Below are 26,098 nucleotides of genomic sequence, written 5' to 3'. Positions count from 1 at the left end.
TTTCCCTGGTGATAAACTTGGTAGGTCTTTGCCACCTATGAAAGGCTTATCCCATGAACCAGATGAACCGCCGCCAGTTCCTTCGGGTAACTGGCGCAGCCATCGCGGGTTCAAGTATCGCGTTACTAGGCTTTACCCCGGGCACGGCCTTGGCCGAAGTCCGGCAATACAAGCTGGCGCGCAGTACTGAAACCCGCAATACCTGCCCCTACTGCTCCGTCGGTTGCGGCATCCTGATGTACGGTCTGGGCGACGGTGCGAAAAACGCCAAGTCCACCATCATCCACATCGAAGGCGATGCCGACCACCCCGTCAATCGCGGCACGCTGTGCCCGAAAGGCGCCAGCCTGGTCGATTTCATCCACTCTGAAAACCGTCTGCTGGCACCGGAATACCGTGCTCCGGGCGCGACGGAATGGAGCCCCATCTCGTGGGATGACGCGCTGACCCGCATCGCCAAGCTGATGAAGGCTGACCGCGACGCGAACTTTATCGAGAAAACCCCCGAAGGCAAAACCGTCAACCGCTGGACTACCACCGGTATGCTGTGCGCCTCCGCTGCTACCAACGAAGTAGGCTACTTAACCCATAAAACCATGCGCAGTCTCGGCATGCTGGCATTCGACAATCAAGCACGTGTTTGACACGGTCCAACGGTGGCAGGTCTTGCCTCGACATTTGGACGTGGTGCGATGACGAATCACTGGGTAGACATCAAAAATGCTGATGTCATCCTGGTCATGGGCGGTAACGCAGCAGAAGCACACCCTTGCGGCTTTAAATGGGTCACGGAAGCGAAAGCGCATCGCGGCGCCAAGCTGATCGTGGTAGATCCGCGCTTTACCCGAACCGCTTCGGTGGCGGACTATTACGTCCCTACCCGTACCGGTGCGGACATCGTTTTCCTCGGCGGTATCATCAACTACCTGCTGACCAACGATAAGATCCAGCACGAGTACGTGCGCAACTACACCGACATGCCGTTCATCGTGCGCGAGGACTTCTCGTTCAAGGATGGTCTGTATTCGGGCTACGACGAAAAAGCCGGTAAATACACTGACAAGAGCAGCTGGAACTACGAGCTGGGCGAAGATGGCTATGCCAAAATCGATCCGACGCTGGAACACCCGCGCTGCGTCTACCAGCTGATGAAGGCGCATTATTCGCGCTACACCCCGGCCATGGTGGAGAAAGTCTGCGGCGTACCGCCAGAGAAATTCAACAAGGTCGCGGAAATGCTGGCATCGACGGCCGTACCGGGTCGTGCTGCCACCATCCTGTACGCACTGGGCTGGACCCAGCACTCGACGGGCGCAGAAACACTGCGTACGGGTGCGATGGTACAGCTGCTGCTGGGGAATATGGGTATCGCAGGCGGCGGCATGAATGCGCTGCGCGGCCACTCGAATATTCAGGGCCTGACCGACCTCGGTCTGCTGACCAATATGCTGCCCGGTTATCTCACCCTGCCCGGCGAAGCCGAACAGGAATGGGATGCGTACGTGACCAAGCGTGCGCTCAAGCCACTGCGTCCAAATCAGCTCAGCTACTACAGCAACGCCAAGAAATTCCTCGTCAGCTTCATGAAGTGCTGGTGGGGCGATGCAGCCACGGAGGAGAACAACTTCGCCTTCGACTATCTGCCTAAACTGGATAAGCCTTACGACATGATGCAGGTGTTCGAGCTTATGCACCAAGGGAAGATGAATGGCTACATCTGCCAGGGCTTCAACATCCTGGCCTCGGCACCGGACAAGCAAAAGATTACCGAAGCACTGTCCAAGCTCAAGTATCTGGTGGTGATGGACCCGCTGGCCGTGGAAACGGCGGAATTCTGGCGCCCGTTCGGCGAGTTCCATCAGGTCGATCCGACCAAGATCATGACCGAAGTGTTCCGCCTGCCGACCACCTGCTTCGCCGAAGAACGCGGTTCGCTGGTGAGTTCCTCGCGCGTGCTGCAGTGGCACTGGCAAGGTGCCGATGGTCCGGGCCAGACCCGCAGCGATCTGGAAATCATGTCCGGCCTGTTCTTGCGCATCAAAGCGATGTACAAGAAAGATGGCGGCAAATTCCCTGATCCTATCCTCAACCTGACCTGGCCTTATGCCCAGCCGTATAGCCCGCAGCCGGAAGAACTGGCGATGGAATACAACGGCAAGGCACTCAAGGAGCTGACCGATCCTAAGGACCCGACTAAAGTCATCCTGAAGAAAAACGAGCAGCTGGCCGGCTTCGCGCAACTGCGTGACGATGGCAGCACCGCCTGCGGTTGCTGGATCTTCGCCGGTAGCTGGACTGCCGCAGGCAACCAGATGGGACGGCGCGACAACAGCGATCCGAGTGGCATAGGCCAGACCCTGAACTGGGCCTGGGCATGGCCGGCCAATCGCCGCGTGCTGTACAACCGTGCTTCCTGCGACACCAAGGGCAAGCCATGGGACCCGACCCGCAAGCTGATTGCGTGGAACGGCACCAACTGGGCCGGACCGGACATCCCCGACTTCAAGGCCGACGAGCCGCCGGAAAACGGTATGGGCCCGTTCATCATGCTGGCAGAAGGTGTAGCACGCTTCTTCTCGCGTGAGGCCATGGCCGAGGGGCCGTTCCCCGAGCACTATGAGCCGTTCGAAACGCCGGTGGGTCACAACCCGCTGCACCCGAACAATGCGCGCGCTACCAGCAATCCGGCTGCACGCATGTTTGCCAATGACCGCGCCAAGCTGGGTAAAGCGGCGGAGTTCCCGCACGTGGCCACCAGCTACCGTCTGACGGAGCACTTCCACTACTGGACCAAGCATGCCAAGCTGAATGCCATCATCCAGCCGGAGCAGTTTGTGGAAATCGGCGAGGAACTGGGCAACGAGATCGGCGTGAAGCACGGCGACCGCGTCAAGGTCAGCTCCAAGCGTGGCCACATCATTGCCAAGGCAGTAGTGACCAAGCGTATCAAGGCGCTGACCATCGACGGCAAAAAGACCCATCAGGTGGGTCTGCCTATCCACTTCGGTTTCAAGGGGGTTACCAAACCTGGGTACTTAATCAACACGCTGACACCGACGGTTGGTGACGGCAATTCGCAGACACCGGAATTCAAGTCCTTCCTGGTGAAAGTGGAAAAAGCATGATGACCCAAGGAGAATAACCATGCCTTTACAATCCCTTGATATCAAGCGCAAATCCGCTACCACCGTGCAGGAGCCGGTGGCTCGCACGCCCGTCATCGGTCAGGTGGCAAAACTGATCGATGTGAGCAAGTGCATAGGCTGCAAGGCCTGCCAGACCGCCTGCATGGAGTGGAACGATCTGCGTGACGAAGTCGGTGAGACCACCGGCGTGTATGACAACCCGACCGACCTGTCGCCACAATCGTGGACGGTGATGCGTTTCACCGAACACGAGAAAAACGACGGCAACCTCGAATGGCTGATCCGCAAGGACGGCTGTATGCACTGCGAGGACCCGGGCTGTCTGAAAGCCTGCCCTGCACCGGGCGCCATCGTGCAGTACACCAACGGCATTGTGGATTTCCATCAGGAGAACTGCATAGGCTGCGGCTACTGCGTGGCGGGCTGCCCGTTCGACGTTCCGCGCATCTCGAAGAAGGACGACCGCGCTTACAAATGCACGCTGTGCTCGGACCGCGTGGCGGTGGGACAGGAGCCTGCCTGCGTCAAGACCTGCCCTACCGGCGCCATCGTATTCGGCTCCAAGGAGGACATGAAAGACCATGCAGCAGAGCGCATCGAAGATCTGAAGTCGCGCGGCTACGCCAATGCCGGTCTGTATGATCCGGCCGGTGTCGGTGGCACGCACGTGATGTATGTGCTGCACCACGCGGACCAGCCGGGCCTGTACCACGGTCTCAAAGCCAATCCGTCCATCAGCCCGATGGTGGGTATGTGGAAGGGTCTGACCAAACCGCTGGCACTGGCAGGTATTGCTGCCACGGCGCTGGCGGGCTGGTTCCACTTCACGCGCGTCGGTCCTAACGAAATCAGCAAGGACGAAGAAGCCGCAGCACTCAATGAAGCCAACCGCATCCGGGAGGGCGAATAATGGAAAATCTGCACCGCGACAAAGACGGCAATCCGCTGATCGACCGTTATTCACCGGATGAGCGCAATCACCACTGGCTCACGGCAGGCTGCTTCATTCTGCTCGCACTGTCAGGTCTGGCCATGTTCCATCCGGCCACGGCCTGGCTGGCCATGCTGTTCGGTGGCGGCCAGTGGACACGCATCCTGCACCCGTTCATCGGGCTGGTGATGTTTGGTTCCTTCGCCATGCTGGTGAAGCGTTTCTGGCATCACAACCAGTTCGAGCCGGGTGACAAGGAGTGGCTGGCCCAGATCGGCGACGTGATCAACAACCACGAAGAGAAACTGCCCAAGTCCGGCCGCTACAACGGCGGGCAAAAGATGCTGTTCTTCGTGCTGATCGCCTGTATGACGGGCCTGCTGATTTCGGGCCTGCTGATCTGGCGCGCCTACTTCTCGGCCTACTTCCCTATCGATCTGGTCCGGCTGGGCGCCCTGCTGCATGCTACTTTTGGCTTCATCATCATCTGCGCCATCATTGTTCACATCTACGCGGGTATCTGGGTACGAGGTTCCATCCGTGCCATGGTGCGCGGCACGGTCACCTACGGGTGGGCGCGCAAGCACCACCCGCGCTGGTTTGAAGAAGAGGCGCGTAAATCGCGTAAATAGTCAGGCTGTTTAATCCCGTAGTTTGGGATTAGAATAGTCCGGAGCCGGCGGCGCAGTCGCCGCCGGCAATCTGGGAGAGATTTTTGGTACAACGCCTGCTTGCCCCCGGCGAGATCGAGGCACTCGATCACACCGCCATTCCACGTCTGCTGCTGCCGCAGCCGAAAGCCCTGTTCACTGCCCGTGCTGCGCGTCTGCGCCAGCTGGCCAATAACGAAATCAAAGGAATCCCCGTCGGCGAAACGCTGCGCGGCTATCTGCTGCTGATGGCAGCACTGGTCGATGCGCAAGCTGCCGTGGCCGAGTCTCTGCCGGCCGAGGTGTTTGCCCTGCCGCCGGCCGCTGCGATCGACCTGTCGATCGAACATCACATGCCGCCGCTGCCCGTCAACGGTGAGCGCCCTGCTTCATGGCGCCTCGTATTCGACGCCCTGCTCGATCATCTGGCACCGCTGGCCGCCGGTCAGCCGCAGATGGCCACGGTGCTGAGCGAGCTGCGCGCACTCGATAACGGCCAGCTAGAAGGCTGCGCCGATGCCGTGCTGGCCGAGCTGACCGATGGCGTGCACCCGCTGCACGCACCGTTTGTCGCCGCCGCGCTGCAACTGATGTGGACCATGCGCTCTGCACAACTAGACTCGCGCCGCGTGCAGCCACTCGTCACCAACACCCTGTGCCCTGTTTGCGGCGCCCATCCGGTCGCCAGCGTGATCCGCATCGGCGGCCAGTCGCAAGGCTACCGCTACCTGCATTGCAGTTGCTGCTCGAGCGAGTGGCATATGGTGCGGGTCAAGTGCTCATGCTGCGAAGGCACTGCCAAGGTGGCCTACCAGAGTCTGGAAGCGGCCGATGCGCCTACGCCGGACGATGCGCCGGTCGCCACCGGCAAGGCCAACGATCCGAGCAAGGTAGCACGCGCCGAAACCTGCGACGAGTGCCACACCTACCGCAAGATCTTCAATCAGGAGCACGACTACAACGTCGATCCGCTGGCCGACGATCTGGCCAGTCTGGCCATCGATGTGCTGGTCGGCGAAGCGGGCTATGCGCGCGCCAGCGGTAACCCGCTGTTATGGTTCAGTGCCGAATGAGTAACGGCACTGAAAATCACGGCACCGAAGCCGGCAACGTGGAGGCAGGTGCTATCCGCCTGCCTGCCGTCCACCTGCTGCTTTCCGATCCGGCCTGCGCCGAACTGATAAGCGAATATGGCCGTGTGCAGACGCTGGAGACGGCGCGTTTGCTGCTGGCCGAGCTGCGCAGCATTATGCTGGCCAGCCGTCGCGACGGCGCTGCCATGCCGACAGCACCCGATATTCCCGCCGTGCTGGCACAACTAGGCGAACGCCTGCGCACCAACAACCGTTCCCCGCTGCGTCCCGTGTTCAATCTGACGGGTACCGTGCTGCACACCAATCTGGGCCGCGCGCTGCTGCCTGACGCCGCCGTGCAGGCAGTAACAGAAGCGCTGCGCTGGCCGATGAATCTGGAATGGGACATCGAAACGGGCAAACGCGGCGACCGCGATAACCTGATCGAAGAACTGCTGCTGGAACTGACGGGGGCCGAAGCGGCCACCATCGTCAACAACAATGCCGCTGCCGTGCTGCTGATGCTGAACACTGTCGCACAGGGCAAGGAAGTCATCGTCTCGCGCGGCGAGCTGGTGGAAATCGGCGGTGCTTTCCGTATCCCCGACATCATGACGCGCGCCGGTGCCGTGCTGCGCGAAGTGGGCAGCACCAACCGCACCCACCTCAAGGATTATGCCGAAGCGGCCAACCCGCAAACGGCGCTGATGATGAAAGTCCATTGCAGTAATTACGCAATCACGGGCTTCACCAAAAGCGTGGAACTGCCGGAACTGGCGCCGCTGGCGAAGAAGGCCGGCGTGCCACTGGCCGTCGATCTGGGCAGCGGTACGCTCGTCGATCTGGAACAATATGGCCTGCCGCACGAAACCACAGTGCGCGAGACCATCGCCGGTGGTGCCGATCTGGTCACCTTCAGCGGCGACAAACTGCTCGGTGGCCCGCAGTGCGGCATCATCGTTGGCCGTGCCGACCTGATTGCGCAGATCAAGAAGAATCCGCTCAAACGCGCACTGCGCGTGGGCAAACTGACGCTCGCGGCACTGGAGCCGGTGCTAGCCCTGTACCGCGCACCGGATCTGCTGCCGGAACGTCTGACCACGCTGCGTCTGCTGACCCGCCCTGCCAGCGCAATGCACGCGCTGGCACAGGAAATTGCACCCGTCATGCAGGCCGCACTGGGCACGCAGTATCAGGTACACAGCGAAGCGATGATGAGCCAGATCGGCAGCGGCGCACTGCCGGTGGACCAGTTGCCTAGCTATGGTCTAGTAATTCGCGCCAGCGTAGACAAGGCAGCCGGCAAGAACGCCGGCCAGCGCAGCAGCAATCCACTTGGGGCACTGGAGCAGCGTTTGCGCGCCCTGCCCGTGCCTGTCATCGGCCGCGTGGCACAGGATGCGCTGTGGCTGGATCTGCGCTGCCTCGACGAGCATCAGCGCCAGCGCTTCATCGATCAACTGGCACTGCTGCGCGCATGATCATAGGCACGGCAGGTCATATCGACCACGGCAAGACCACGCTTACTCGCGCCCTCACGGGCGTGGACACCGATCGTCTCAAGGAAGAAAAGGCGCGCGGCATTTCCATCGAACTAGGTTATGCCTACACGCCGCTCGATGATGGCGACATCCTCGGCGTGATCGACGTTCCCGGCCACGAAAAATTCATCCGCACCATGGCCGCCGGCGTCACGGGCATCGATGCAGCACTGCTGGTGATTGCTGCCGATGATGGCATCATGCCGCAGACGCTGGAACACCTGTCCATCCTGCGCCTGCTGGGCGTACGGCGCGGCGCGGTAGCCCTCACCAAAGCCGACCGCGTCGATGCCACGCGACTGGAACAGGTTGAGCAGGAGATACGCAATCTGCTCGCTCCCACCGATTTTTCCGATGCCGCCATCTTCCGCACCAATGCCAGCACCGCTGGCGATGCAGGAGTAGCAGCCTTGCGCCAGCATCTGGCGCAAATGGCCAAAACCTTGCCAGCAAGCGACGAACGCCGCTTGTTCCGTCTCGGTGTAGACCGCGTGTTCACCCTACAGGGACAAGGCACCGTCGTTACCGGCACTGCACTGGCGGGGCGCGTGCAGATCGGCGACGTACTGCAATTAGCACCTAGCGGCTTGCAGGCACGCGTGCGCAGCATTCACGCCCAGAACCGCAGTGCCGAAGCTGGCCATAGCGGACAGCGGCTCGCGCTATGCCTGAGTGGTGTGAGCAAGGACGATATCGCCCGTGGTAGCTGGGTGGTAGCCCCTGCACTGGCCGAATGCTCCGAGCGCTTCGATGCCACCCTGACGCTGACGCCCGATTGCGCCCAGCCACTCAAGCCTTGGTCGCCCGTGCACGTGCATCTGGGCGCCGCCCACCACACTGCCAACGTGGTGCTGCTCGATGGCGAATATCTGGCGCCGGGCCAGACGGCACGCGTGCAACTGGTACTCGATGCGCCCGTCCATGCGGTAGCAGGTGACCGCTTCGTGATCCGCAATGCACAAGCCACGGCCACCATCGGTGGCGGCATGGTGCTCGATCCCTTCGGCCCTGCGCGCAAACGGCGCAGCAGCACGCGGCTGGCGTGGTTGCAGGCGATGGCCGAATTCATCGAAAGCGGCGACAGCGGCACTCTGCTGGCGCGCTCGCCACTCGGTCTGCGCGCATCGGCGCTGGTGCGCCTGTCGCAGCTTCCCGCTGCGGAGCTGGATATCCCCGCCAGCACGTTGCGCCTGCCCTTGCAAGGTGGCGACGAACTGCTGCTGGCGGCCGCAGAAGCCGACCACTTGGAACAGCAGATACTTGCTGCGCTGGCTGCCTTCCACGAAAAAGCGCCCGACGATGCTGGCCCCGAACTGTGGCGCCTGAAGCGCATCGTCTCGCCGGAGATGGAAGATCGGCTGTGGAGCCGTCTGGTCGACAATCTGCTGGCGTCAGGTCAAATCTGCCAGCGTGGTCGCAGCCTGCACCTACCCGATCATAGTGTGGAGCTGAGTGCGGAAGAACAGGCCATTGCTGCGCCCCTGCTGGCGGCGCTGCAGGCAGGCCGCTACGATCCGCCGTGGGTGCGTGATCTGGCACGCGATCACGCCATCGCCGAAGCAGAAGTACGACGTTTGCTGCGCAAACTGGCCAAAAGTGGCGATATCAGTCAACTGGTGCCGGACCTGTTCTATCACCCGCAGCCGCTGGCCGAACTGGCAAAACTGGTGACCACCCTGCCGGAAGTACAGGCAGCCTCGTTCCGCGACGCCACGGGACTCGGGCGCAAACGCGCCATCCAGATCTTGGAGTTCTTCGATAGGGTCGGCTATACTCGACGCGTAGGCAATGTGCACATGGTGCGTCCGAACGCAGTCTGGGCCCACAGCGCTTAAGGGTCGCACTCAAACACAGCACACCAGCATTGCACCAGTTGTAGCAGCAATCACACCAGCACGGAAGGCATACTTATCCGGTGATGGGGCCGGGCTTCAAACCCGGTGGGGGGCGTCAGCCGCTCTCCTGTAAGTTCGACTCTTACTGCCTTCCGCCATCCCCGCTACTTCAACACCCCGCACACCATCTCGATGGCGGCATCCAGCCTGGCTGGCTGCTCGGCCAGTAGCGCCCACAGATAGTTATGCTGGGCGCCGTCGACCACATGCAGCTGCGCAGACTGCGCCCGCGTTGCAGCAGCCACCAGCCGTTCCGGTATCTCCAGCGGAATCGTGGCATCGTGCTCCGCCGCGATCACCAGCAAGCGCCCTTCGAACTGCCCTAGTATGTCCCACGCATCGCTATCAGCCCAGCTACGCGGCTGGCGGATCACGGCAGAAAAGTCCGGCCCGAACGGCACTTCGTAGGCACTGGGCGTATACACACCCGGCACGATCAGCACCAGCGCATCGACCGCATGGCTTTGCGTCATGCGGATAGCGTTGTAGGCACCCATGCTGGCCCCCACCACGGCCAGCGGCTGCGGCAACGCGCGCGCTTCGGCCACAGCCTGTGCCTGACGCGTGCGACTCGCCACCGAGGACTGCGCCAGCACACCGCCTGTGTCACCGTGGCCTATGCAATCAAAGCAGGTGCTGCCGATGCCGCGCTGCTGCAAAGCCCCGCGCAGCAGACGGTGGCCATGGCGGCTGCTATTGCCTGCGCCGTGCAGGTACAGCACGCGGTTGCTATCAGCGCCCACATACTGGTCCCCCTGCAGCAGCGCCTCGCCGAACGGCACTGCGAAATCGACGATCATTTGGCGGCTTCCTCGGCCAGCCGCTGCTTCAACTCGGGCTGCATGGTCGCTACCAGCTTCTGGCAGGCGCTAGGCTGACCTTCTGCCACAGCAACCGGCTGGCCGGACGACAGTTGCGGCCACTGCTCCGAGAACGATGGATGCGCCGTCACCAGTATGTCGCACGGCGCTGCGTTGAGTGTCGCGTAGCTGTGCTCGAACTGCGCAACCACCTCGGGATGATCGGTAAAGCGGTAGCCCTTGCCGCGTACGGGATAGATACTGTCGGCATACACCAGATTACGGCAGCTACCCTGCTCGCATGACTGCCAGCGCCAGCTAGTACCGCCCGCCGTATGGCCGGGCGTCGCCATGGCCGTCAGCGCCAGCGAGCCTAGGCGCACCACTTCGCCATCCGCCACCGCGCGCACGCGCTTGACGGGGGCATACGGCGTATTGCCGATGAACTGGGGATCGTCCTTGTCCATGCGGCCGCGCTTGAGCGATGCTGCAGCGGAGGCGCTAGCCACCACCGTCGCCCCCGTCATGCGCTGCAGTTCCGCGATGCCGCCTGCGTGGTCCACATGGTCGTGCGAACTCAGAATCAGCTTCACATCGCGCAGCTTGAAGCCCAGCTTGCGGATGCTGGCGGCAATCAGCTTGGGCGAATCCGGCAAGGCGCCATCGAGCAGAATATGGCCTTGGGGCGAAGTCACCAGCACGGAACTCAGGCCGGCCACACCGACGTAATAGGTATTGCCGTAGATGCGGAACGGATCGCGCGGCTGGTTCCAGTCATCGTCCGCATGGGCAGCGTGGGAACCTAGGGCAAGCAAGGCAGCAATCAGGATTTTTTTCATGGCGCAGTCGAGTTAAGGAATTTTCAACATTGTAATGCCAGCGTTCCACAACGCACAGGTAGAAATTCAGTGCGCATGGCACAATACCGCCTTCACTATGAAGGAACCCCGCCATGAAATCATCCGCACTGCGTAGCGCTACTCAGGCCGGCCTGAGCGCCCTGCTGCCCGCCCTGTTTGCTGCCCTCGCGCCAGCCCACGCCGCCGAAACCGTCAGCAGCGCCGAGCAGTTGTACCAGACCCATTGTGCGGCCTGCCACGGCAGCGCCATGCAGGGTGCCATCGGCCCGACGCTGGGTGCGCACAAATGGCTGCACGGTGCGCCGACCAAGGCCAATCTGGTCAAGGTGATTACGCGCGGGGTGCCGGAAAAAGATATGCCTTCATGGGGCAAGACGCTGAGCGCCGCGCAGATCGAGCAACTGGCCAGCTACATTGCAGCCAATGCAAATAAGCCTGCAGTGGTCAGCAAAGTGGCCAGCGTAGCGGCGCCTGCGGCTGCAGCCGCCACGACACCTGCAACGGCCGCCGCCATTGCTGCCGCAAAGGCCCAGCAGAACATCCCTGACCTTAACGGCTTCAAGCTGCCGAAAGGCTTCCACATCAGCGTCTATGCCGATCAGGTAGCGGCTGCACGCAGCATGGTGGTATCGGACAGCGGCATCGTCTATGTGGGTTCGCGCAAGGCCGGTAAAGTCTATGCACTGGTACCGCGCGCCGATAAGCAGCAGGCCGACGTCGTCACCGTGGCCGAAGGTCTGGAAAACCCGATCGGCGTCACCCTGCTCAACGGCGCGCTGTACGTGGGCGAAATCAGCCGCGTAATCCGCTTCGACCAGATCGACAAGCACTACGCCAGCAAGCCGGCCTACACCGTCCTCAAAGTAAAGCTGCCTAACGATAAGTGGCACGGCGAGAAAGTCATCAAAGCCGGCCCTGACGGCAAGCTCTACATCCCGGTCGGCGCGCCTTGCAATGTGTGCGAAACGGAAGACAGCATGCACGCCAAGATCTACCGCATGAATGCCGATGGTAGCGGTCTGGAAGAATATGCACGCGGCGTGCGCAACACGGTAGGCTTTGACTTCCACCCGACTACGAAAGCGCTGTGGTTCACCGATAACGGACGCGACGAAATGGGCGACAACACGCCATCGTGCGAACTGAATATCGCGCCCAAACCCGGCCTGCACTTCGGCTTCCCGTATTGCCACGGCGGCGTAGTGCCGGATCCCGACTTCTCCCATGGCCGTAGCTGCGAAGAGTTCGAAGCGCCTGTCGCCAAACTGGGGCCGCACGTCGCACCACTGGGCATGACCTTCTACACGGGCAGCCAGTTCCCTGCTTCCTATCGTAATCAGGCCTACATCGCCGAACACGGCTCGTGGAACCGTACGACCAAGAGTGGCTACAGCGTGCGTCTGATCACGCTCTACAACAGCAAGGTCGTCACCGACACGGCCTTCGTCGACGGCTTCCTGCGCGGCGAAGAAGTGGTTGGCCGCCCTGTCGATCTGGTCACGCTGGCCGATGGTTCCATGCTGATCTCGGACGACTACGGTGGCCGCATCTACCGCGTCACCTACGACGGCAAATAAACCCTCGGGGTCAGGTCGGGCATTGGTGCAGAGCTCGCCAAAGCTCAAGCAGACTCTGCACCAAAGCCCGACCTGACACCTGCACTTTGCCCGACCTGACACCTGCACTTTGCCCGACCTGACCCCAAAATAAAAAAACCGCCGGACTTGCGCACCGGCGGTTTTGCTTACGGCCTGAGCCGGAAGGATTACTGTGCTGCGGCAGCTGCTTCTTCAGCAGCAGCTTTCATCGACAGTTTCAGACGGCCGCGGTCGTCGGTTTCCAGAACCTTGACGCGTACAGCCTGACCTTCTTTCAGGTAGTCAGCCACGGCGTTCACACGCTCGTTGGCGATCTGCGAGATGTGCAGCAGACCGTCTTTGCCCGGCATTACCTGCACGATCGCGCCGAAGTCCAGCAGCTTCAGAACCACGCCGTCGTAGCACTTGCCTACTTCTACCGAAGCAGTCAGTTCTTCGATACGGCGTTTGGCTTCCTGACCTGCAGCAGCATCGACGGAAGCAATGGTGACCACGCCTTCGTCGCTGATGTCGATCTGGGTACCGGTTTCTTCGGTCAGAGCGCGAATCACGGCGCCGCCTTTACCGATCACGTCACGGATCTTCTCTGGGTTGATCTTGATGGTGATCAGACGTGGGGCGAAGTCCGACAGTTCGGTCTTCACGTTAGGCATGGCTTTCTGCATTTCGCCCAGGATGTGCTCGCGGCCTTCTTTGGCTTGCGCCAGTGCCACTTGCATGATTTCCTTGGTGATGCCCATGATCTTGATGTCCATCTGCAGTGCCGTGATACCGTTGCGGGTACCAGCCACTTTGAAGTCCATGTCGCCCAGGTGGTCTTCGTCACCCAGAATGTCGGACAGCACAGCGAACTTGCCGCCTTCCTTGATCAGACCCATGGCGATACCGGCCACGTGTTCTTTCATCGGAACGCCAGCGTCCATCAGTGCCAGGCAGCCGCCGCAGACGGAAGCCATCGACGAGGAACCGTTCGATTCGGTGATTTCCGATACCAGACGCACGGCGTAGCTGAACTCTTCCTGCGAAGGCAGAGCAGCGATCAGTGCGCGCTTGGCCAGACGGCCGTGGCCGATTTCGCGGCGCTTAGGCGTACCCACGCGGCCCGTTTCGCCGGTGGCGAACGGAGGCATGTTGTAGTGCAGCATGAACGGGTCGGTGAATTCGCCCATCAGTGCATCGATCTTCTGGCTGTCACGCGCGGTGCCCAGCGTGGCAACTACCAGCGCCTGGGTTTCACCACGGGTGAACAAGGCCGAACCGTGGGTACGTGGCAGTACCGAGGTACGGATCGAGATCGGACGTACGGTGCGGGTGTCGCGGCCGTCGATACGTGGCTCGCCGTCCAGAATCTGCGAACGTACGATCTTGGCTTCCATTTCGAACAGGATGTTGCCAACTTCGGCAGCGTCCACGCTGGTGCCAGCGGCAGCAGCTTCAGCCGACAGGTCAGCCATGATTTCAGCCGAAGCGGTCTTCAGCTTGGCGGTACGTTCCTGCTTGTCTTTCACCTGATAGGCAGCCGACAGTTTGTCGCCAGCGAAGTGCGCCACGCGGGCGATCAGCGCTTCGTTCTTGGCAGGTGGTGCCCATTCGACTTCTGGCTTGCCGCCGTCGCGTACCAGATCATGGATCGCGTCGATGACAGCTTTCATCTGCTCGTGGCCATACACCACGGCGCCCAGCATGATTTCTTCCGACAGTTGCTGCGCTTCCGATTCCACCATCAGCACGGCGGTTTCGGTACCGGCCACCACCAGATCCATCTGCGAGGTTTTCAGTTGTTCTACGGTCGGGTTCAGGATGTACTGACCGTTGGCGTAACCCACGCGGGCAGCGCCGATAGGACCGTTGAAAGGCACGCCAGCGACGCACAGAGCGGCCGAAGCACCGATCATCGAAGGGATGTCCGGATCGATTTCAGGATTGACCGACAGCACGTGAATGATCACTTGCACTTCGTTCAGGTAACCTTCTGGGAACAGCGGACGGATAGGACGGTCGATCAGACGCGAGGTCAGCGTTTCCTTTTCCGATGGACGACCTTCACGTTTGAAGAAACCGCCAGGAATCTTACCGGCTGCATAGGTTTTTTCAACGTAGTCGACGGTCAGTGGGAAGAAATCCTGACCTGGCTTGGCGTCTTTACGCGCTACCACGGTGGCCAGAATCACGGTATCTTCAACCGATACCATCACTGCGCCGGAGGCCTGACGAGCGATCTCGCCAGTTTCCAGCGTGACGGTGTGTTGACCGTACTGGAAGGTTTTCGTAACTTTATTAAACATGGGTAATCCCTTTCTATTTGCCGACAGATTTTCAGGGGCTGTCGTTCACCTCACCACAGGCAGCCTCGCGACCACCTTTACTGCTTTTTTACAACTCACTACAAACTACAAAATCGGAATTCCATGCTGCGTTGCCAAGAGCGTATGCTGCCTAGCAATTTTTGCCCGGCTTGAAAGACAAAATGCCCGCGTCAGAAAACTGGCGCAGGCATTTCGTTAAGCCGGATGATGCAATATTACTTACGCAGACCCAGTTTAGCGATCAGATCGCGGTAACGGGTAGCATCTTTGCCCTTCAGGTAGGACAGCAGCGATTTACGACGGTTAACCATCATAATCAGACCACGACGCGAGTGGTGATCTTTGGTGTGTGCTTTGAAGTGGGCGTTCAGTTCGTTGATGCGTGCGGTCAGCAGTGCAACTTGAACTTCTGGCGAACCGGTGTCTTTTTGACCACGGGCGTTGTCCGCAATGATAGCGGCTTTGTTGATGTTTTCTACGGTCATGATATTACCTTTCACATGCGGTGCGCGGAGTCTGAACCCTGCCCACCGTGAGCTTCAAAAAAATCTGATCGGAAGACCAGACCCGCGATTATAACGGAAATTCGCGCCCCTGTATCCTGATTTGACTACAATCGTTTCATCTTCTGCATGGCGCGTGGGGTTTTTTATGAAAAACATTATAGCCGCAACAACATTTGTGCTCGCATTTAGCGCATGTGCCGGCCTGCAAGCACCACCGGCCGGCTCCAGTGAGGCGGCCGTGCTAGCCAGTCTGGGACAGCCCACGGGGCGCTACACGCTGGACGGCAACACCATGCTGGAATATGCGCAAGGGCCACTAGGCCAGAGCACCTATATGGCGAAACTGGGGCCGGATGGCCGTCTGATCTCGTTCGAGCAAGTGCTGACCAGCGAGAAATTTGCCGGTGTCGCGCTCAAGCGCGATACCAAGCAGACCATCCTGGCCCGCTTCGGTCGCCCTAACGAGGTGGTGCACTACGCCAGCGTAGAGGGTGACGTCTGGCGGTATCGCTACAAGGAACAGAAAGTCTGGGACTCGATGATGCACGTCGAGTTCGACCGCAACGGCGTGGTGCAGGCCATGGTCAACGGCCCTGATCCCGACCGGCAGGGGCGCCAGCTACGCTAGGCAGCCGCTCGCCCCGCCCTGTGCATCACACTTGCGGGTTGACGCGTTCGACCTTCGAGTGCAGCTTGTTCAGCGCCGACAGATAGGCCTTGGCCGAGGCCACGATGATGTCCGGATGGGCACCCACGCCATTGACGATACGACCATCCTTGGACAGACGCATGGTCACTTCGCCCTGCGACTGGGTGCCGGTGCTGATCGCGTTCACAGAGAACAGCACCAGTTCGGCGCCACTGCCCACTTCCGACTCGATCGCATTCACCGTTGCATCGACCGGACCATCGCCACGGCCTTCCGAAGTGTGCTCCTCGCCATCGATAGTGAACACCACTTTCGCGCTAGGCGTGGTGCCCGTATCGGACTGCTGCGCCAGACTGATGAAGCGGTAGTACTCGCTATCCTGCGATTGCTGCTCGTCCGATACCAGCGCCAGAATATCTTCGTCGAAGATATCGGCCTTGCGGTCGGCCAGTTCCTTGAAGCGCACGAAGGCGGCATTGATTTCCGCTTCCGATTCCAGCTCGATGCCCAGCTCCGTCAGGCGCTGCTTGAAGGCGTTACGGCCCGACAGTTTGCCCAGCACGATCTTGGTGGCAGTCCAGCCCACGTCTTCGGCGCGCATGATCTCGTAGGTCTCACGCGATTTCAGCATGCCGTCCTGATGGATGCCCGAGGCGTGTGCGAAGGCGTTGGCGCCTACCACCGCCTTGTTAGGCTGCACGGCAAAGCCGGTAATCTGCGAGACCATCTTCGATGCAGCCACGATCTGGGTAGTATCGATGCCGACGTCCAGATTGTAGTAGGCGCGGCGCGTGCGCAGTGCCATCACCACTTCTTCCAGCGCCGTGTTACCGGCACGTTCGCCCAGACCGTTGATGGTGCATTCGATCTGACGTGCGCCGCCTATCATCACACCGGCCAGCGAGTTGGCCACGGCCAAACCCAGATCGTTGTGGCAGTGCACCGACCAGATGGCCTTGTCCGAATTCGGAATCCGTTCGCGCAAGCGACGTATGGTTTCGCCGAAAATCTCCGGCACGGCATAGCCTACCGTGTCCGGGAAGTTAATCGTGGTGGCGCCCTCGTCGATCACACCTTCCAGCACGCGGCACAGGAAGTCTTCATCCGAGCGGCTGCCATCTTCCGGGCTGAATTCAATATCGTCGGTATGCTGGCGCGCGAAACGCACGGCATTACGGGCCTGCAGCAGCACCTGTTCCGGCAGCATGCGCAGCTTCATCTCCATGTGCAGCTTGGAGGTGGCGATGAAGGTGTGGATGCGTTTGCGCTCGGCCGGTGCCAGCGCTTCGGCAGCACGGGCGATATCGCGATCATTGGCGCGCGACAGCGAGCAGATGGTCGATTCACGTACTGCAGTAGCAATCGCGCGGATCGATTCGAAGTCACCCTGCGAGGCGGCAGCAAAGCCAGCCTCGATCACATCCACGCGCAGCCGTTCCAGCTGTTTGGCGATGCGGACTTTTTCGTCCTTGGTCATGGAAGCGCCCGGCGATTGCTCGCCATCGCGCAGGGTGGTGTCAAAGATAATCAGGCGGTTGGATGAGTTGCTCATAATAGCTCCGTGGCTTGTGCTTCGTTGCTTGAATTCTCAGGGCCTGCCGCCCTCAGGTCTTTGTAGTGTGGGCTTAGCGGCGTTCGCTGGGGTCGCTGGTTTCCTGCTCGGTCTGGATCAGGCTGACTTTCTTGCCTTTGGCCAGACGCCATGCAGAGACGACATAACCGGACAGGCCATAAGCGATAAAGATAGGGAACAGCACCTTGGGCGGATCGATGGACACCAGTGCGAACACCAGCGCAATCAGGAACACTGCAATAAACGGCACAGACTTGCGGAAATTGATGTCCTTGAAGCTGTAGAAAGGCACATTGGTCACCATGGTCAGGCCGGCGAACATGGCAATGCTCCACGACACCCAGCGCAGCTCGATGCCGGATACTTCCTGATCCACCATCAGCAGCACGAAACCGGCTACCAGCGCAGCAGCGGAAGGCGAAGGCAAGCCCTGGAAGAAGCGCTTGTCCACCACCTGGATATTGGTGTTGAAACGGGCCAGACGCAGCGCAGCGCCGGCGCAGTAGACAAACGCGGCGATCCAGCCCAGTTTGCCCAGACCGCGCAGCGACCATTCGTAGATCACCAGCGCCGGTGCGGCACCAAACGACACCATATCGGACAGGCTGTCGTACTGGGCGCCGAACTCGCTCTGGGTATTGGTCAGGCGGGCCACACGGCCATCGAGACCGTCCAGTATCATGGCGATGAAAATCGCCCATGCCGCGTGTTCGAATTTCAGGTTCATGGCCATCACGATGGCATAGAAGCCGCAGAACAGCGCTGCCGTGGTGAAGGCATTCGGCAGCAGATAGATGCCGCGATGACGTGGCCGGTCCAGATCCTCCCCGCGGGCACGACGGGCAAAGCGGGCAAAGCGCGACATTTGCGGCGTCTTTGCCAGATTGACGCCAGCCTTGGCGCGGCGGCGGGGGAATTTAGCCATAGTGTTCTGTTTCCTGAAAGCTGAAGTTAATGCGCCACCATTATAGTGGAGCCGACCATAAAAAAGGGGGATAGTCGCACCATCCCCCTTGATTCTGACGTGATCGGCCGACTAAATCGGCCTACCTGACCAATTCCGCACCGCCCACCTCTGGCCGGCGCTGGCTGCGGCTTATTTGAAGCGCACTTTGGCCACCAGCCCCACCTGCACGGTGGTCTCGCCCGGCTCGAAACTAGGCTCGGCGACGCTGACGTCATCGGCCATCTTGGCCGTGCGCATCATCACCGCCGGCGCCGCCGCATACTGGCGCTCCTGCAGGAAGTTGCCCGTGCCTTCGAAGTCCACGGCCTCCAGTACGGCTTCGCTGGCATTGCGCCCCATCGCCTTGGCCATGTAGGACACCCGGTCATTCAGGTTGCGGTAGGCGGCCGCTATCCGCGCTTCATCGAGTTTGCGGGTGGTTTCCGGCGTCAGGCCAAACTGCAGATTATTCAGTGCCAGCACTTTCTGTGCTGCGGCCACAGTCTTCGGCAGCTTGTCCAGACTGGTGGTGGTCATCTGCACATACTGGCCCACACGCCAACCCGTAATTGCGCGCTGGCGCGCTGGCTGACCATTCGGCAGCGGACGCTCTTCCGCATACACGGGATAGGTGTAATAGCCCTGCGTCTTCAGCATGGCGACCGGGTCTTCCTTCTTCAATATTTCCAGCCCCTGACGCATCTTGGTATTCACCCGCGAGGCAGCCACGGCTTTGTCCTTGTCCTGCTCTTCGATGGCCAGCGTCGCGACTACCTGATCATTCGCATGCTGCACTTCGCCCGAAGCCGGGACGACGACCAGTGTGCCCGTGGTCTGTACGGCATCTGCGCCGGCGGCATACGCGGAAAATGCCAGCGTTGCGGCAGTGGCGGTGACGAGTGATTTCAGTGCGGTCTTAGCAGCGGTCATAACAGACTCCATAGCAAGTTTAACAACGAGGCCAACTTTACCCGATTTCCACACGCCAACCCGTAACACATGGTGAGCGTTTGTAACAATTCGCGCGCAAGAAATCAGCCACAAATGCTGCACTCGCGTCTGCCTATGGTACATTCGCCCCACTTCGACTGTGAAAGTGCCCATGTCGTACCCCTATCTGAGCGACGTCATACAGGCAGCCACTGGCTATGCCCTGCCCTTGCCGCTGGCCACCTTCGGCCTGTTTGTGGCACTGGGCGCACTGGCCGCAGGCAGCAGCTTTCGCGCCGAACTCAAACGCTTCTATGAAGCTGGCCGCATCGGCCCTGCCTATGTGCATGGACTATCGCGTCCGCCACAGGAAATCGTCAGCGACTTTATCATTATCGTACTGATCGCCGGCGTACTGGGCGCACGCCTGTTCCACATTCTCGACCATCTCGACCAGTTCTTGGCCGACCCGCTAGGCATGATATTCACGCGTTCGGGTCTGAGCATCTTCGGCGGCCTGATCTTCGGCACCTTTGCCGGCATGCTGTGCGCGCGCCGCTGGCGTTTGCCCGTCACGCCCCTGCTCGATGCCGCCGCCCCCGCCCTGATGCTGGGCTACGCCATCGGCCGCATCGGCTGCCAGATTTCCGGTGATGGCGACTGGGGCATCGCCGCCAACATGGCGCTCAAACCGGACTGGCTGCCCAGTTGGCTGTGGGCCCAGACCTATGACAACAACATCTACGGCGAGCTGATCGCCGCACCGGGCGTCTACCCGACGCCCATGTACGAGACCGCGATGGCGTTGCTGTGCTTCGGCCTGCTGTGGGCCGTGCGGCGCCATCCGTTCCGCATCGGCTGGCTGTTTTCGCTCTACCTGCTGCTGGCCGGCGCCGAGCGCCTGCTGATCGAACAGATCCGCGTGAATCCCGTCATCAAGCTCGGTAACCTGCAAGCCACGCAAGCCGAACTGATTGCCAGCGCCCTGATCACACTCGGCCTGATCGGCCTGCTGCTCAAACGCCAGCGCCGCTAGTCCCCAAATATAGAAAATAGTTATCAGAAATCGTTGAAAATTTCTCAACTTATTTATTGTTATTTAATGCATAATTAAGTTTCTGATAACCTCTGGGGTATATATGAAAATCGTTCGCTACTTAATGTCATTGCTCGCCGTCGCGTTGATGAGTGCCAACGCCAGCGCGGCAACTGAGCAGTTCCATCTCACCTACAAATTCAGTCCTCTCAGCGCACCTTCGGTCTGGATTCCAGAACCATGGACCATTCAAGCAGACTTCACCGGCACACGCGATGGGGACCTTATCCGCAAAGTGAAATTTACCCGTCTCACGGTCGCCGGCGAGCTCCTCAACAAGTTCGGCGTTGCATCACTGGCCGGCGATTTTGGCGAAGGTGTGCTTTCGTTCAGTGGTAAATCGAACGATATCATCGTGTATGGTCTGGGCCCGATAGTAAGCTTCGATTTCTACAGCTATACCGTCAATCCGAGTACGATAGGCACGACCTTTGTTGAAGCTGGCTTGTACTATACCGATGACAAACATCCACCAGGCGGGATTTGGATGCATGACCGCAACGTCAATGGTAGCTGGGCGATTAGCGCCGTTCCAGAGCCGGCATCCTATGCCATGCTGATGCTAGGTCTGGGAGTGGTTGCTTTGCGCGCTCGCAAGCACACTGCGGTATAACACTGATTACCGCCAGATAGATATTAGGAGGCCGCATTGTTAGATCATTGCAGCTTCCAGTTTGAGGTGGCGCTTTCTTCTGATTTTGGCTGCTCGCGTGGCGGGGTGATTTCTCCGCGTGCCAGTTCAAATCTGAACTATTCCAACACTAGAAAAAGCCGGGCATCGGAACCGCAGCGCAAATAAAAACGGGGCAGACCCTGCGGCCTGCCCCGTTTTAAGTTAGCGTGAAGCTAGCTTAGTTCTTCGACTGGTCAACCATCTTGTTCTTGGCGATCCAAGGCATCATGGCGCGCAGTTTGGCACCCACTTCTTCGATCTGATGCTCGGCGGTCAGACGACGACGCGAGATCAGGGTCGGTGCTCCGGCTTTGTTTTCCAGGATGAAGGACTTGGCATATTCACCGGTCTGGATGTCTTTCAGGCACTGACGCATTGCATCTTTGGTCGCTGCGGTCACAACACGTGGGCCCGTCACGTACTCGCCGTATTCGGCGTTGTTCGAGATCGAGTAGTTCATGTTGGCGATACCGCCTTCGTAGATCAGGTCCACGATCAGTTTCAGTTCGTGCAGGCACTCGAAGTAAGCCATTTCTGGAGCGTAGCCAGCTTCTACCAGCGTTTCGAAACCGGCTTTGATCAGTTCAACCGCGCCACCGCACAGAACAGCCTGTTCGCCGAACAGGTCGGTTTCGGTTTCTTCACGGAAGTTGGTTTCGATGATGCCGGCACGGCCGCCGCCGTTGGCCGAAGCGTACGACAGAGCGATGTCGCGGGCGATGCCGGACTTGTCCTGATACACAGCGATCAGGTGTGGCACACCGCCACCCTGGGTGTAGGTTGCGCGCACGGTGTGGCCTGGTGCTTTAGGAGCAACCATGATCACGTCCAGATCGGCGCGTGGCACAACTTGGCCGTAGTGCACGTTGAAGCCGTGGGCGAAGGCCAGTACCGCGCCTTGCTTGGCGTGTGGTGCAACGTTTTCGTTGTACACCTGAGCGATGTTTTCATCTGGCAGCAGGATCATGATGACGTCAGCGGCTTTCACTGCATCGTTGACTTCTGCCACTTTCAGACCGGCTTTTTCTACCTTGCTCCACGAGGAGCCGCCTTTGCGCAGGCCAACGGTCACGTTGACGCCCGAGTCGCTCAGGTTCTGTGCGTGGGCGTGGCCTTGCGAGCCGTAGCCGATGATGGCAACGTTTTTGCCTTTGATCAGGGAGAGGTCAGCGTCTTTGTCGTAGAAAACTTTCATGGTCATTCCTTTGGATAAATTTGTTTACACTTTGAGGATGCGTTCGCCGCGGCCGATACCGGAACCGCCGGTACGTACCGTTTCGAGGATGGCAGTACGGTCGATCGAGTCGATGAAGGCGTCCAGCTTGGACTTGGCCCCCGTCAGTTCTATCGTGTAGGTTTTTTCCGTGACGTCGATGATGCGGCCGCGGAAGATGTCCGCCGTACGCTTCATTTCTTCACGCTCCTTACCTACGGCGCGCACCTTGATCAGCATCAGTTCACGTTCGATGTGCTGGCCTTCCGTCAGATCCACCACCTTCACCACTTCGATCAGGCGGTTCAGGTGCTTGGTGATCTGTTCGATGATGTCGTCCGAGCCGGTGGTGACGATCGTCATCCGCGACAGGGTGGCATCTTCGGTTGGAGCAACCGTCAGTGTTTCGATGTTGTAGCCGCGGGCCGAGAACAGGCCCACCACGCGCGACAGCGCGCCGGCTTCGTTTTCCAGCAAGACAGAGATAATGTGTCGCATGTTATAAGTCCTCCGAACCCAACAGCATTTCAGAGAGCCCTTTGCCCGCTTTCACCATCGGCCAGACGTTTTCCGATTGATCTGTGATGAAGTTCATGAAGACCAGCTTGTCTTTCATGGCGAAGGCGTCACGCAGTGCGCCGTCCACATCACCGGGTTTTTCGATGCGCATGCCGACGTGACCATAGGCCTCGGCCAGCTTCTCGAAGTTAGGCAGCGAATCCATATACGATTCCGAGTAACGCGAACCGTAATCGATCTGTTGCCACTGACGAACCATGCCGAGGAAACGGTTGTTCAGCATGATGATCTTCGGCGTCAGGTGATACTGTTTGCAGGTCGCCAGTTCCTGGATACACATCTGGATCGAACCTTCGCCCGTGATACAGGCTACGGTGGCATCCGGATTGGCCATCTGCACGCCCATGGCGTATGGCAGACCGACGCCCATGGTGCCCAGACCACCGGAATTGACCCAGCGCTTAGGCTTGTCGAACGGGTAGTACTGCGCAGCCCACATCTGGTGCTGACCCACGTCGGAAGTGATGAAGGCATCGCCCTTGGTCACTTCCCACAGTTTCTGCACCACCGATTGCGGCTTGATCACCAGATCGGACGAGGCGAATTTCAGGCACTCGCGGCCACGCCACTCGTTGATCTGCTTCCACCAGTTCTTCAGCGCAGGCGCATTCGGCTTGGCCTCGGCCGCATCGAGCTGGGACAGGAACTCGATCAGCACGTCTTTGACGTTGCCGACGATAGGAATGTCCACTTTCACGCGTTTCGAGATCGACGAAGGGTCGATATCGACGTGAATGATCTTGCGCGGGTTGGTAGCAAAGTGTTTCGGGTTACCGATCACGCGGTCGTCGAAACGGGCGCCGATGGCGATCAGGACGTCGCAATGCTGCATCGCCATATTCGCTTCATAGGTCCCGTGCATGCCCGGCATACCGACGAATTTATCGTCGCTGGCGCGATAGGCGCCCAGACCCATCAGGGTGTTGGTGACGGGGAAGCCGAGTTTATCGACCAGCTTGTTCAGTTCCGGCGACGCATGCGCCAGGATCACGCCACCACCCGTGTAGATCATCGGGCGTTCGGCTTGCAGCAGCAACTGCACAGCCTTGCGGATCTGACCGGCGTGACCTTTGTCGACCGGTTTGTACGAACGCATTTCCACCTCTTTCGGGTAGGAATACGTCGTTTTATGCATCGAGATATCCTTCGGAATATCGACCAGCACTGGGCCTGGACGGCCGGTGCGGGCGATGTAGAAGGCTTTCTTGACGGTTTCCGCCAAATCCTTGACGTCTTTGACGAGGAAATTGTGCTTGACCACGGGACGGGTAATACCCACCGTGTCGCATTCCTGGAAAGCATCCTGACCGATGGCGTGACTAGGCACCTGGCCCGAAATCACCACCATAGGGATGGAATCCATGTAAGCGGTAGAAAGACCTGTAACGGCATTCGTCACGCCCGGACCGGACGTTACCAGCGCTACACCAACTTTATCGGAACTGCGCGAATAGGCGTCGGCAGCGTGTATCGCGGCCTGCTCGTGTCGCACCAGTACGTGTTGGAATTTGTCTTGTTTGAAGATGGCGTCGTAAATGTACAGTACCGCACCACCTGGATAGCCAAAGACGTGTTCTACGCCTTCGTCAGCCAAGCAGCGGACGAGTATTTCCGCGCCAGTGAGCAGATTTGCTCCCTGCGTTGCTTCGGTATTCATGAAACATTCCTTTCAAGGTCCATTGGAGATTGATCGGATGTTCTTTCCTGGCGAAATATGGATACCGCTACAGCTTGGACCTGCACCCCTGTCTTTGATGCGAATACACCAGCCTCTTCCGTCAACCGTAGTGACGTGCAAAGCGGTGCTCAACGCAAACTCGTTGGCGAGATCTGTCTGTAGTGGTTGTACATACCTCTCGCGCTTGTGGCGCGGGTTAGAACAAACTGCCTACATATGAAAGCGCGTCGGATCGATTGCGGCGTTGTGTGCCAGCGGCGATCTGACCTTTAGCTTCGGGGTGTTCAAAGCGTCCCATACGGTACACCGCCGCGCACGTTTGAGCAAGCGATAATTGGAAAATATCGCGGCATCGCAGCATTTTCTTGCTAGCGTGCGGCGAAAAGTCTGCAGAAAGGACTATTTTTTGCTAGCATGCGCTCAGTTCCAGAGCCGCCTGAGCGGCCCAGCGCCGGCTTTCCGGCGAGCATATTCCACTACGCATGGCCACAGACAAAGAATTATCCGACTTCCTCGAAAGCGTCGAACGCCGGGCCTATAAACAAGCCGTGTATGCCGTCCGCAAGGACGAGTCGGCGCTTGATATCGTGCAGGACGCGATGATCAAGCTTGCCGAAAAGTACGGCGACAAGCCGGCAGCCGAGCTGCCCATGCTGTTCCAGCGCATACTCCAGACCACCATCCTCGACTATTTCCGCAGGGAAAAGGTTCGCAATACCTGGGTCAGCCTGTTTTCCGGCATGGGCCCGAGCGGCGACGAACATGAAGATTTTGATCTACTTGAGACCTATGCGGCCGAACAGGGCAGCGCCGCGGCCGAATCGAGCGCCGATCAGTTAGAACGCGATCAGGTGCTCGCAATAATTGATGCAGAAGTGCAAAAACTGCCCGCGCGTCAACGCGAAGCCTTCCTCATGCGTTATTGGCAGGATATGGACGTGGCCGAAACGGCCCTCGCTATGGGTTGTTCGGAAGGCAGTGTGAAGACACATTGCTCCCGAGCAACGCATGCGCTCGCCGAAACGCTGAAAGCCAAGGGGATAACACTATGAACACCGAAGAGCTGAATTTCGCTTACAAAGTGCGCCATGCACTGAACGAACAACTGGACGATCTGCCTCCTGCCACCACTGACCGGCTGGCCAAGGCACGCCAGATGGCGCTCGCACGCAAGAAACCGGATGGCGCAGCGCGCCGTACGGCGCCTGTCGTGCGCAGCGAACTGGCCGGTGTTCAAGGAGGCAACTGGTCGTTCTCGTGGTTCAACCGCATGGGCGTGGCCCTGCCGCTGCTGGTGCTGGTGGCTGGCCTGATCGGCATCTACCAGTACGAGCAGCAGGAACACATCGCCGAAATCGCCGAACTGGACGCCGCCGTGCTGTCCGATGAACTGCCGCTGTCTGCCTATCTGGACCACGGTTTTAACGCTTACCTGAATCAAAGCGAGCAATAAGT

The 26,098-nt window shown here is 59.6% G+C and carries 22 protein-coding genes and 1 tRNA gene; 13 read left to right on the top strand and 10 right to left on the bottom strand.

From position 1 onward, the window contains the following. Positions 1–53 precede the first annotated feature (53 nt). The 7 genes from fdnG (at position 54) to GM655_RS12175 (ending at position 9,334) form a co-directional block, all read left to right on the top strand. Complete coding sequence (fdnG, locus tag GM655_RS12205) at positions 54–3,125, top strand: formate dehydrogenase-N subunit alpha (protein WP_155434971.1); 3,072 nt, start codon at positions 54–56, stop codon at positions 3,123–3,125. Positions 3,126–3,144: 19 nt separating this feature from the next. Then, positions 3,145–4,056: a formate dehydrogenase subunit beta gene (fdxH, locus tag GM655_RS12200; RefSeq protein ID WP_155434970.1), complete on the top strand. Its 912-nt coding sequence runs from the start codon at positions 3,145–3,147 to the stop codon at positions 4,054–4,056. Continuing rightward, positions 4,056–4,709, top strand: coding sequence for a formate dehydrogenase subunit gamma (locus GM655_RS12195; RefSeq protein ID WP_155434969.1), 654 nt, complete (start codon positions 4,056–4,058; stop codon positions 4,707–4,709). Before fdxH ends, GM655_RS12195 begins: the two co-directional genes overlap by 1 nt. 83 nt (positions 4,710–4,792) lie before the next feature. Then, positions 4,793–5,800: a formate dehydrogenase accessory protein FdhE gene (gene fdhE / locus GM655_RS12190; RefSeq protein WP_155434968.1), complete on the top strand. Its 1,008-nt coding sequence runs from the start codon at positions 4,793–4,795 to the stop codon at positions 5,798–5,800. Then, positions 5,797–7,281: an L-seryl-tRNA(Sec) selenium transferase gene (gene selA / locus GM655_RS12185; protein ID WP_155434967.1), complete on the top strand. Its 1,485-nt coding sequence runs from the start codon at positions 5,797–5,799 to the stop codon at positions 7,279–7,281. Before fdhE ends, selA begins: the two co-directional genes overlap by 4 nt. Further along, positions 7,278–9,176, top strand: a complete 1,899-nt coding sequence (gene selB, locus GM655_RS12180; protein WP_155434966.1) for a selenocysteine-specific translation elongation factor — start codon at positions 7,278–7,280, stop codon at positions 9,174–9,176. Before selA ends, selB begins: the two co-directional genes overlap by 4 nt. Positions 9,177–9,238: 62 nt before the next feature. Next, positions 9,239–9,334, top strand: a tRNA-Sec gene (locus GM655_RS12175). 6 nt (positions 9,335–9,340) lie between these two features. Here the strand turns inward: GM655_RS12175 and GM655_RS12170 are convergent. Together GM655_RS12170 and bla are read right to left on the bottom strand one after the other, a co-directional pair. Further along, positions 9,341–10,036, bottom strand: a complete 696-nt coding sequence (locus GM655_RS12170) for an alpha/beta fold hydrolase (RefSeq protein ID WP_155434965.1) — start codon at positions 10,034–10,036, stop codon at positions 9,341–9,343. Further along, positions 10,033–10,875: a subclass B3 metallo-beta-lactamase gene (gene bla / locus GM655_RS12165; RefSeq protein WP_155434964.1), complete on the bottom strand. Its 843-nt coding sequence runs from the start codon at positions 10,873–10,875 to the stop codon at positions 10,033–10,035. Before bla ends, GM655_RS12170 begins: the two co-directional genes overlap by 4 nt. Positions 10,876–10,988: 113 nt before the next feature. On the opposite strand from bla, the gene GM655_RS12160 reads away from it, so the two are divergent. Next, positions 10,989–12,473 (top strand): PQQ-dependent sugar dehydrogenase, encoded by a 1,485-nt coding sequence (locus GM655_RS12160; RefSeq protein ID WP_155434963.1) that lies wholly within the window; start codon positions 10,989–10,991, stop codon positions 12,471–12,473. A gap of 188 nt (positions 12,474–12,661) precedes the next feature. Here GM655_RS12160 and pnp read toward each other — a convergent pair whose 3' ends face one another. Further along, entirely contained in the window at positions 12,662–14,779 is a 2,118-nt protein-coding gene (gene pnp, locus GM655_RS12155; RefSeq protein ID WP_155434962.1) for a polyribonucleotide nucleotidyltransferase, read from the bottom strand. A gap of 236 nt (positions 14,780–15,015) precedes the next feature. Then, positions 15,016–15,285 carry a 30S ribosomal protein S15 gene (gene rpsO / locus GM655_RS12150; protein ID WP_155434961.1) on the bottom strand — a complete coding sequence of 90 codons (270 nt, stop codon included), beginning with the start codon at positions 15,283–15,285 and terminating at the stop codon, positions 15,016–15,018. 166 nt (positions 15,286–15,451) lie between these two features. On the opposite strand from rpsO, the gene GM655_RS12145 reads away from it, so the two are divergent. Further along, positions 15,452–15,934 (top strand): hypothetical protein, encoded by a 483-nt coding sequence (locus tag GM655_RS12145; RefSeq protein ID WP_155434960.1) that lies wholly within the window; start codon positions 15,452–15,454, stop codon positions 15,932–15,934. Positions 15,935–15,959: 25 nt separating this feature from the next. Here the strand turns inward: GM655_RS12145 and GM655_RS12140 are convergent, their stop codons facing one another. The 3 genes from GM655_RS12140 to GM655_RS12130 all read right to left on the bottom strand — a co-directional run bounded on the left by GM655_RS12140 (position 15,960) and on the right by GM655_RS12130 (position 19,404). Further along, entirely contained in the window at positions 15,960–17,507 is a 1,548-nt protein-coding gene (locus tag GM655_RS12140; RefSeq protein ID WP_155434959.1) for a 2-isopropylmalate synthase, read from the bottom strand. A 73-nt stretch (positions 17,508–17,580) separates the two neighbouring features. Further along, a complete protein-coding gene (gene pssA, locus GM655_RS12135) occupies positions 17,581–18,453 on the bottom strand; it encodes a CDP-diacylglycerol--serine O-phosphatidyltransferase (protein ID WP_155434958.1) in 873 nt (290 codons plus the stop codon). A 171-nt stretch (positions 18,454–18,624) separates the two neighbouring features. Continuing rightward, complete coding sequence (locus tag GM655_RS12130; protein WP_155434957.1) at positions 18,625–19,404, bottom strand: SIMPL domain-containing protein; 780 nt, start codon at positions 19,402–19,404, stop codon at positions 18,625–18,627. A 172-nt stretch (positions 19,405–19,576) separates the two neighbouring features. On the opposite strand from GM655_RS12130, the gene GM655_RS12125 reads away from it, so the two are divergent. Then, positions 19,577–20,440 (top strand): prolipoprotein diacylglyceryl transferase, encoded by an 864-nt coding sequence (locus GM655_RS12125; protein ID WP_155434956.1) that lies wholly within the window; start codon positions 19,577–19,579, stop codon positions 20,438–20,440. A gap of 103 nt (positions 20,441–20,543) precedes the next feature. After that, positions 20,544–21,113: a PEP-CTERM sorting domain-containing protein gene (locus tag GM655_RS12120; RefSeq protein ID WP_155434955.1), complete on the top strand. Its 570-nt coding sequence runs from the start codon at positions 20,544–20,546 to the stop codon at positions 21,111–21,113. A gap of 238 nt (positions 21,114–21,351) precedes the next feature. Here GM655_RS12120 and ilvC read toward each other — a convergent pair whose 3' ends face one another. Genes ilvC through GM655_RS12105 form a run of 3 tightly spaced genes read right to left on the bottom strand, consistent with a single transcriptional unit; the run spans position 21,352 to position 24,622 of the window. Beyond that, complete coding sequence (gene ilvC / locus GM655_RS12115) at positions 21,352–22,368, bottom strand: ketol-acid reductoisomerase (RefSeq protein WP_155434954.1); 1,017 nt, start codon at positions 22,366–22,368, stop codon at positions 21,352–21,354. Positions 22,369–22,392: 24 nt separating this feature from the next. Next, positions 22,393–22,884, bottom strand: coding sequence for an acetolactate synthase small subunit (gene ilvN / locus GM655_RS12110; protein WP_155434953.1), 492 nt, complete (start codon positions 22,882–22,884; stop codon positions 22,393–22,395). A gap of 1 nt (position 22,885) precedes the next feature. Beyond that, on the bottom strand, positions 22,886–24,622 hold the full coding sequence (locus GM655_RS12105) for an acetolactate synthase 3 catalytic subunit (protein WP_155434952.1): 1,737 nt from the start codon (positions 24,620–24,622) through the stop codon (positions 22,886–22,888). A gap of 503 nt (positions 24,623–25,125) precedes the next feature. Here GM655_RS12105 and GM655_RS12100 point away from each other — a divergent pair. Both GM655_RS12100 and GM655_RS12095 read left to right on the top strand, forming a co-directional pair. Further along, positions 25,126–25,695 (top strand): RNA polymerase sigma factor, encoded by a 570-nt coding sequence (locus GM655_RS12100; RefSeq protein ID WP_155434951.1) that lies wholly within the window; start codon positions 25,126–25,128, stop codon positions 25,693–25,695. Continuing rightward, the gene (locus GM655_RS12095) at positions 25,692–26,096 is read left to right on the top strand and encodes a DUF3619 family protein (protein WP_155434950.1); all 405 of its coding nucleotides are present in this window, start codon (positions 25,692–25,694) and stop codon (positions 26,094–26,096) included. Before GM655_RS12100 ends, GM655_RS12095 begins: the two co-directional genes overlap by 4 nt. Positions 26,097–26,098: the final 2 nt, after the last annotated feature.

Origin of the sequence: Pseudoduganella danionis (assembly GCF_009720775.1) — a bacterium.
In the GTDB taxonomy this organism is placed as follows: Bacteria; Pseudomonadota; Gammaproteobacteria; order Burkholderiales; family Burkholderiaceae_D; genus Rugamonas; species Rugamonas danionis.
The sequence above is the reverse complement of the archived record's forward strand: the minus strand, read 5'-3'. Positions and strand labels throughout refer to the sequence as shown.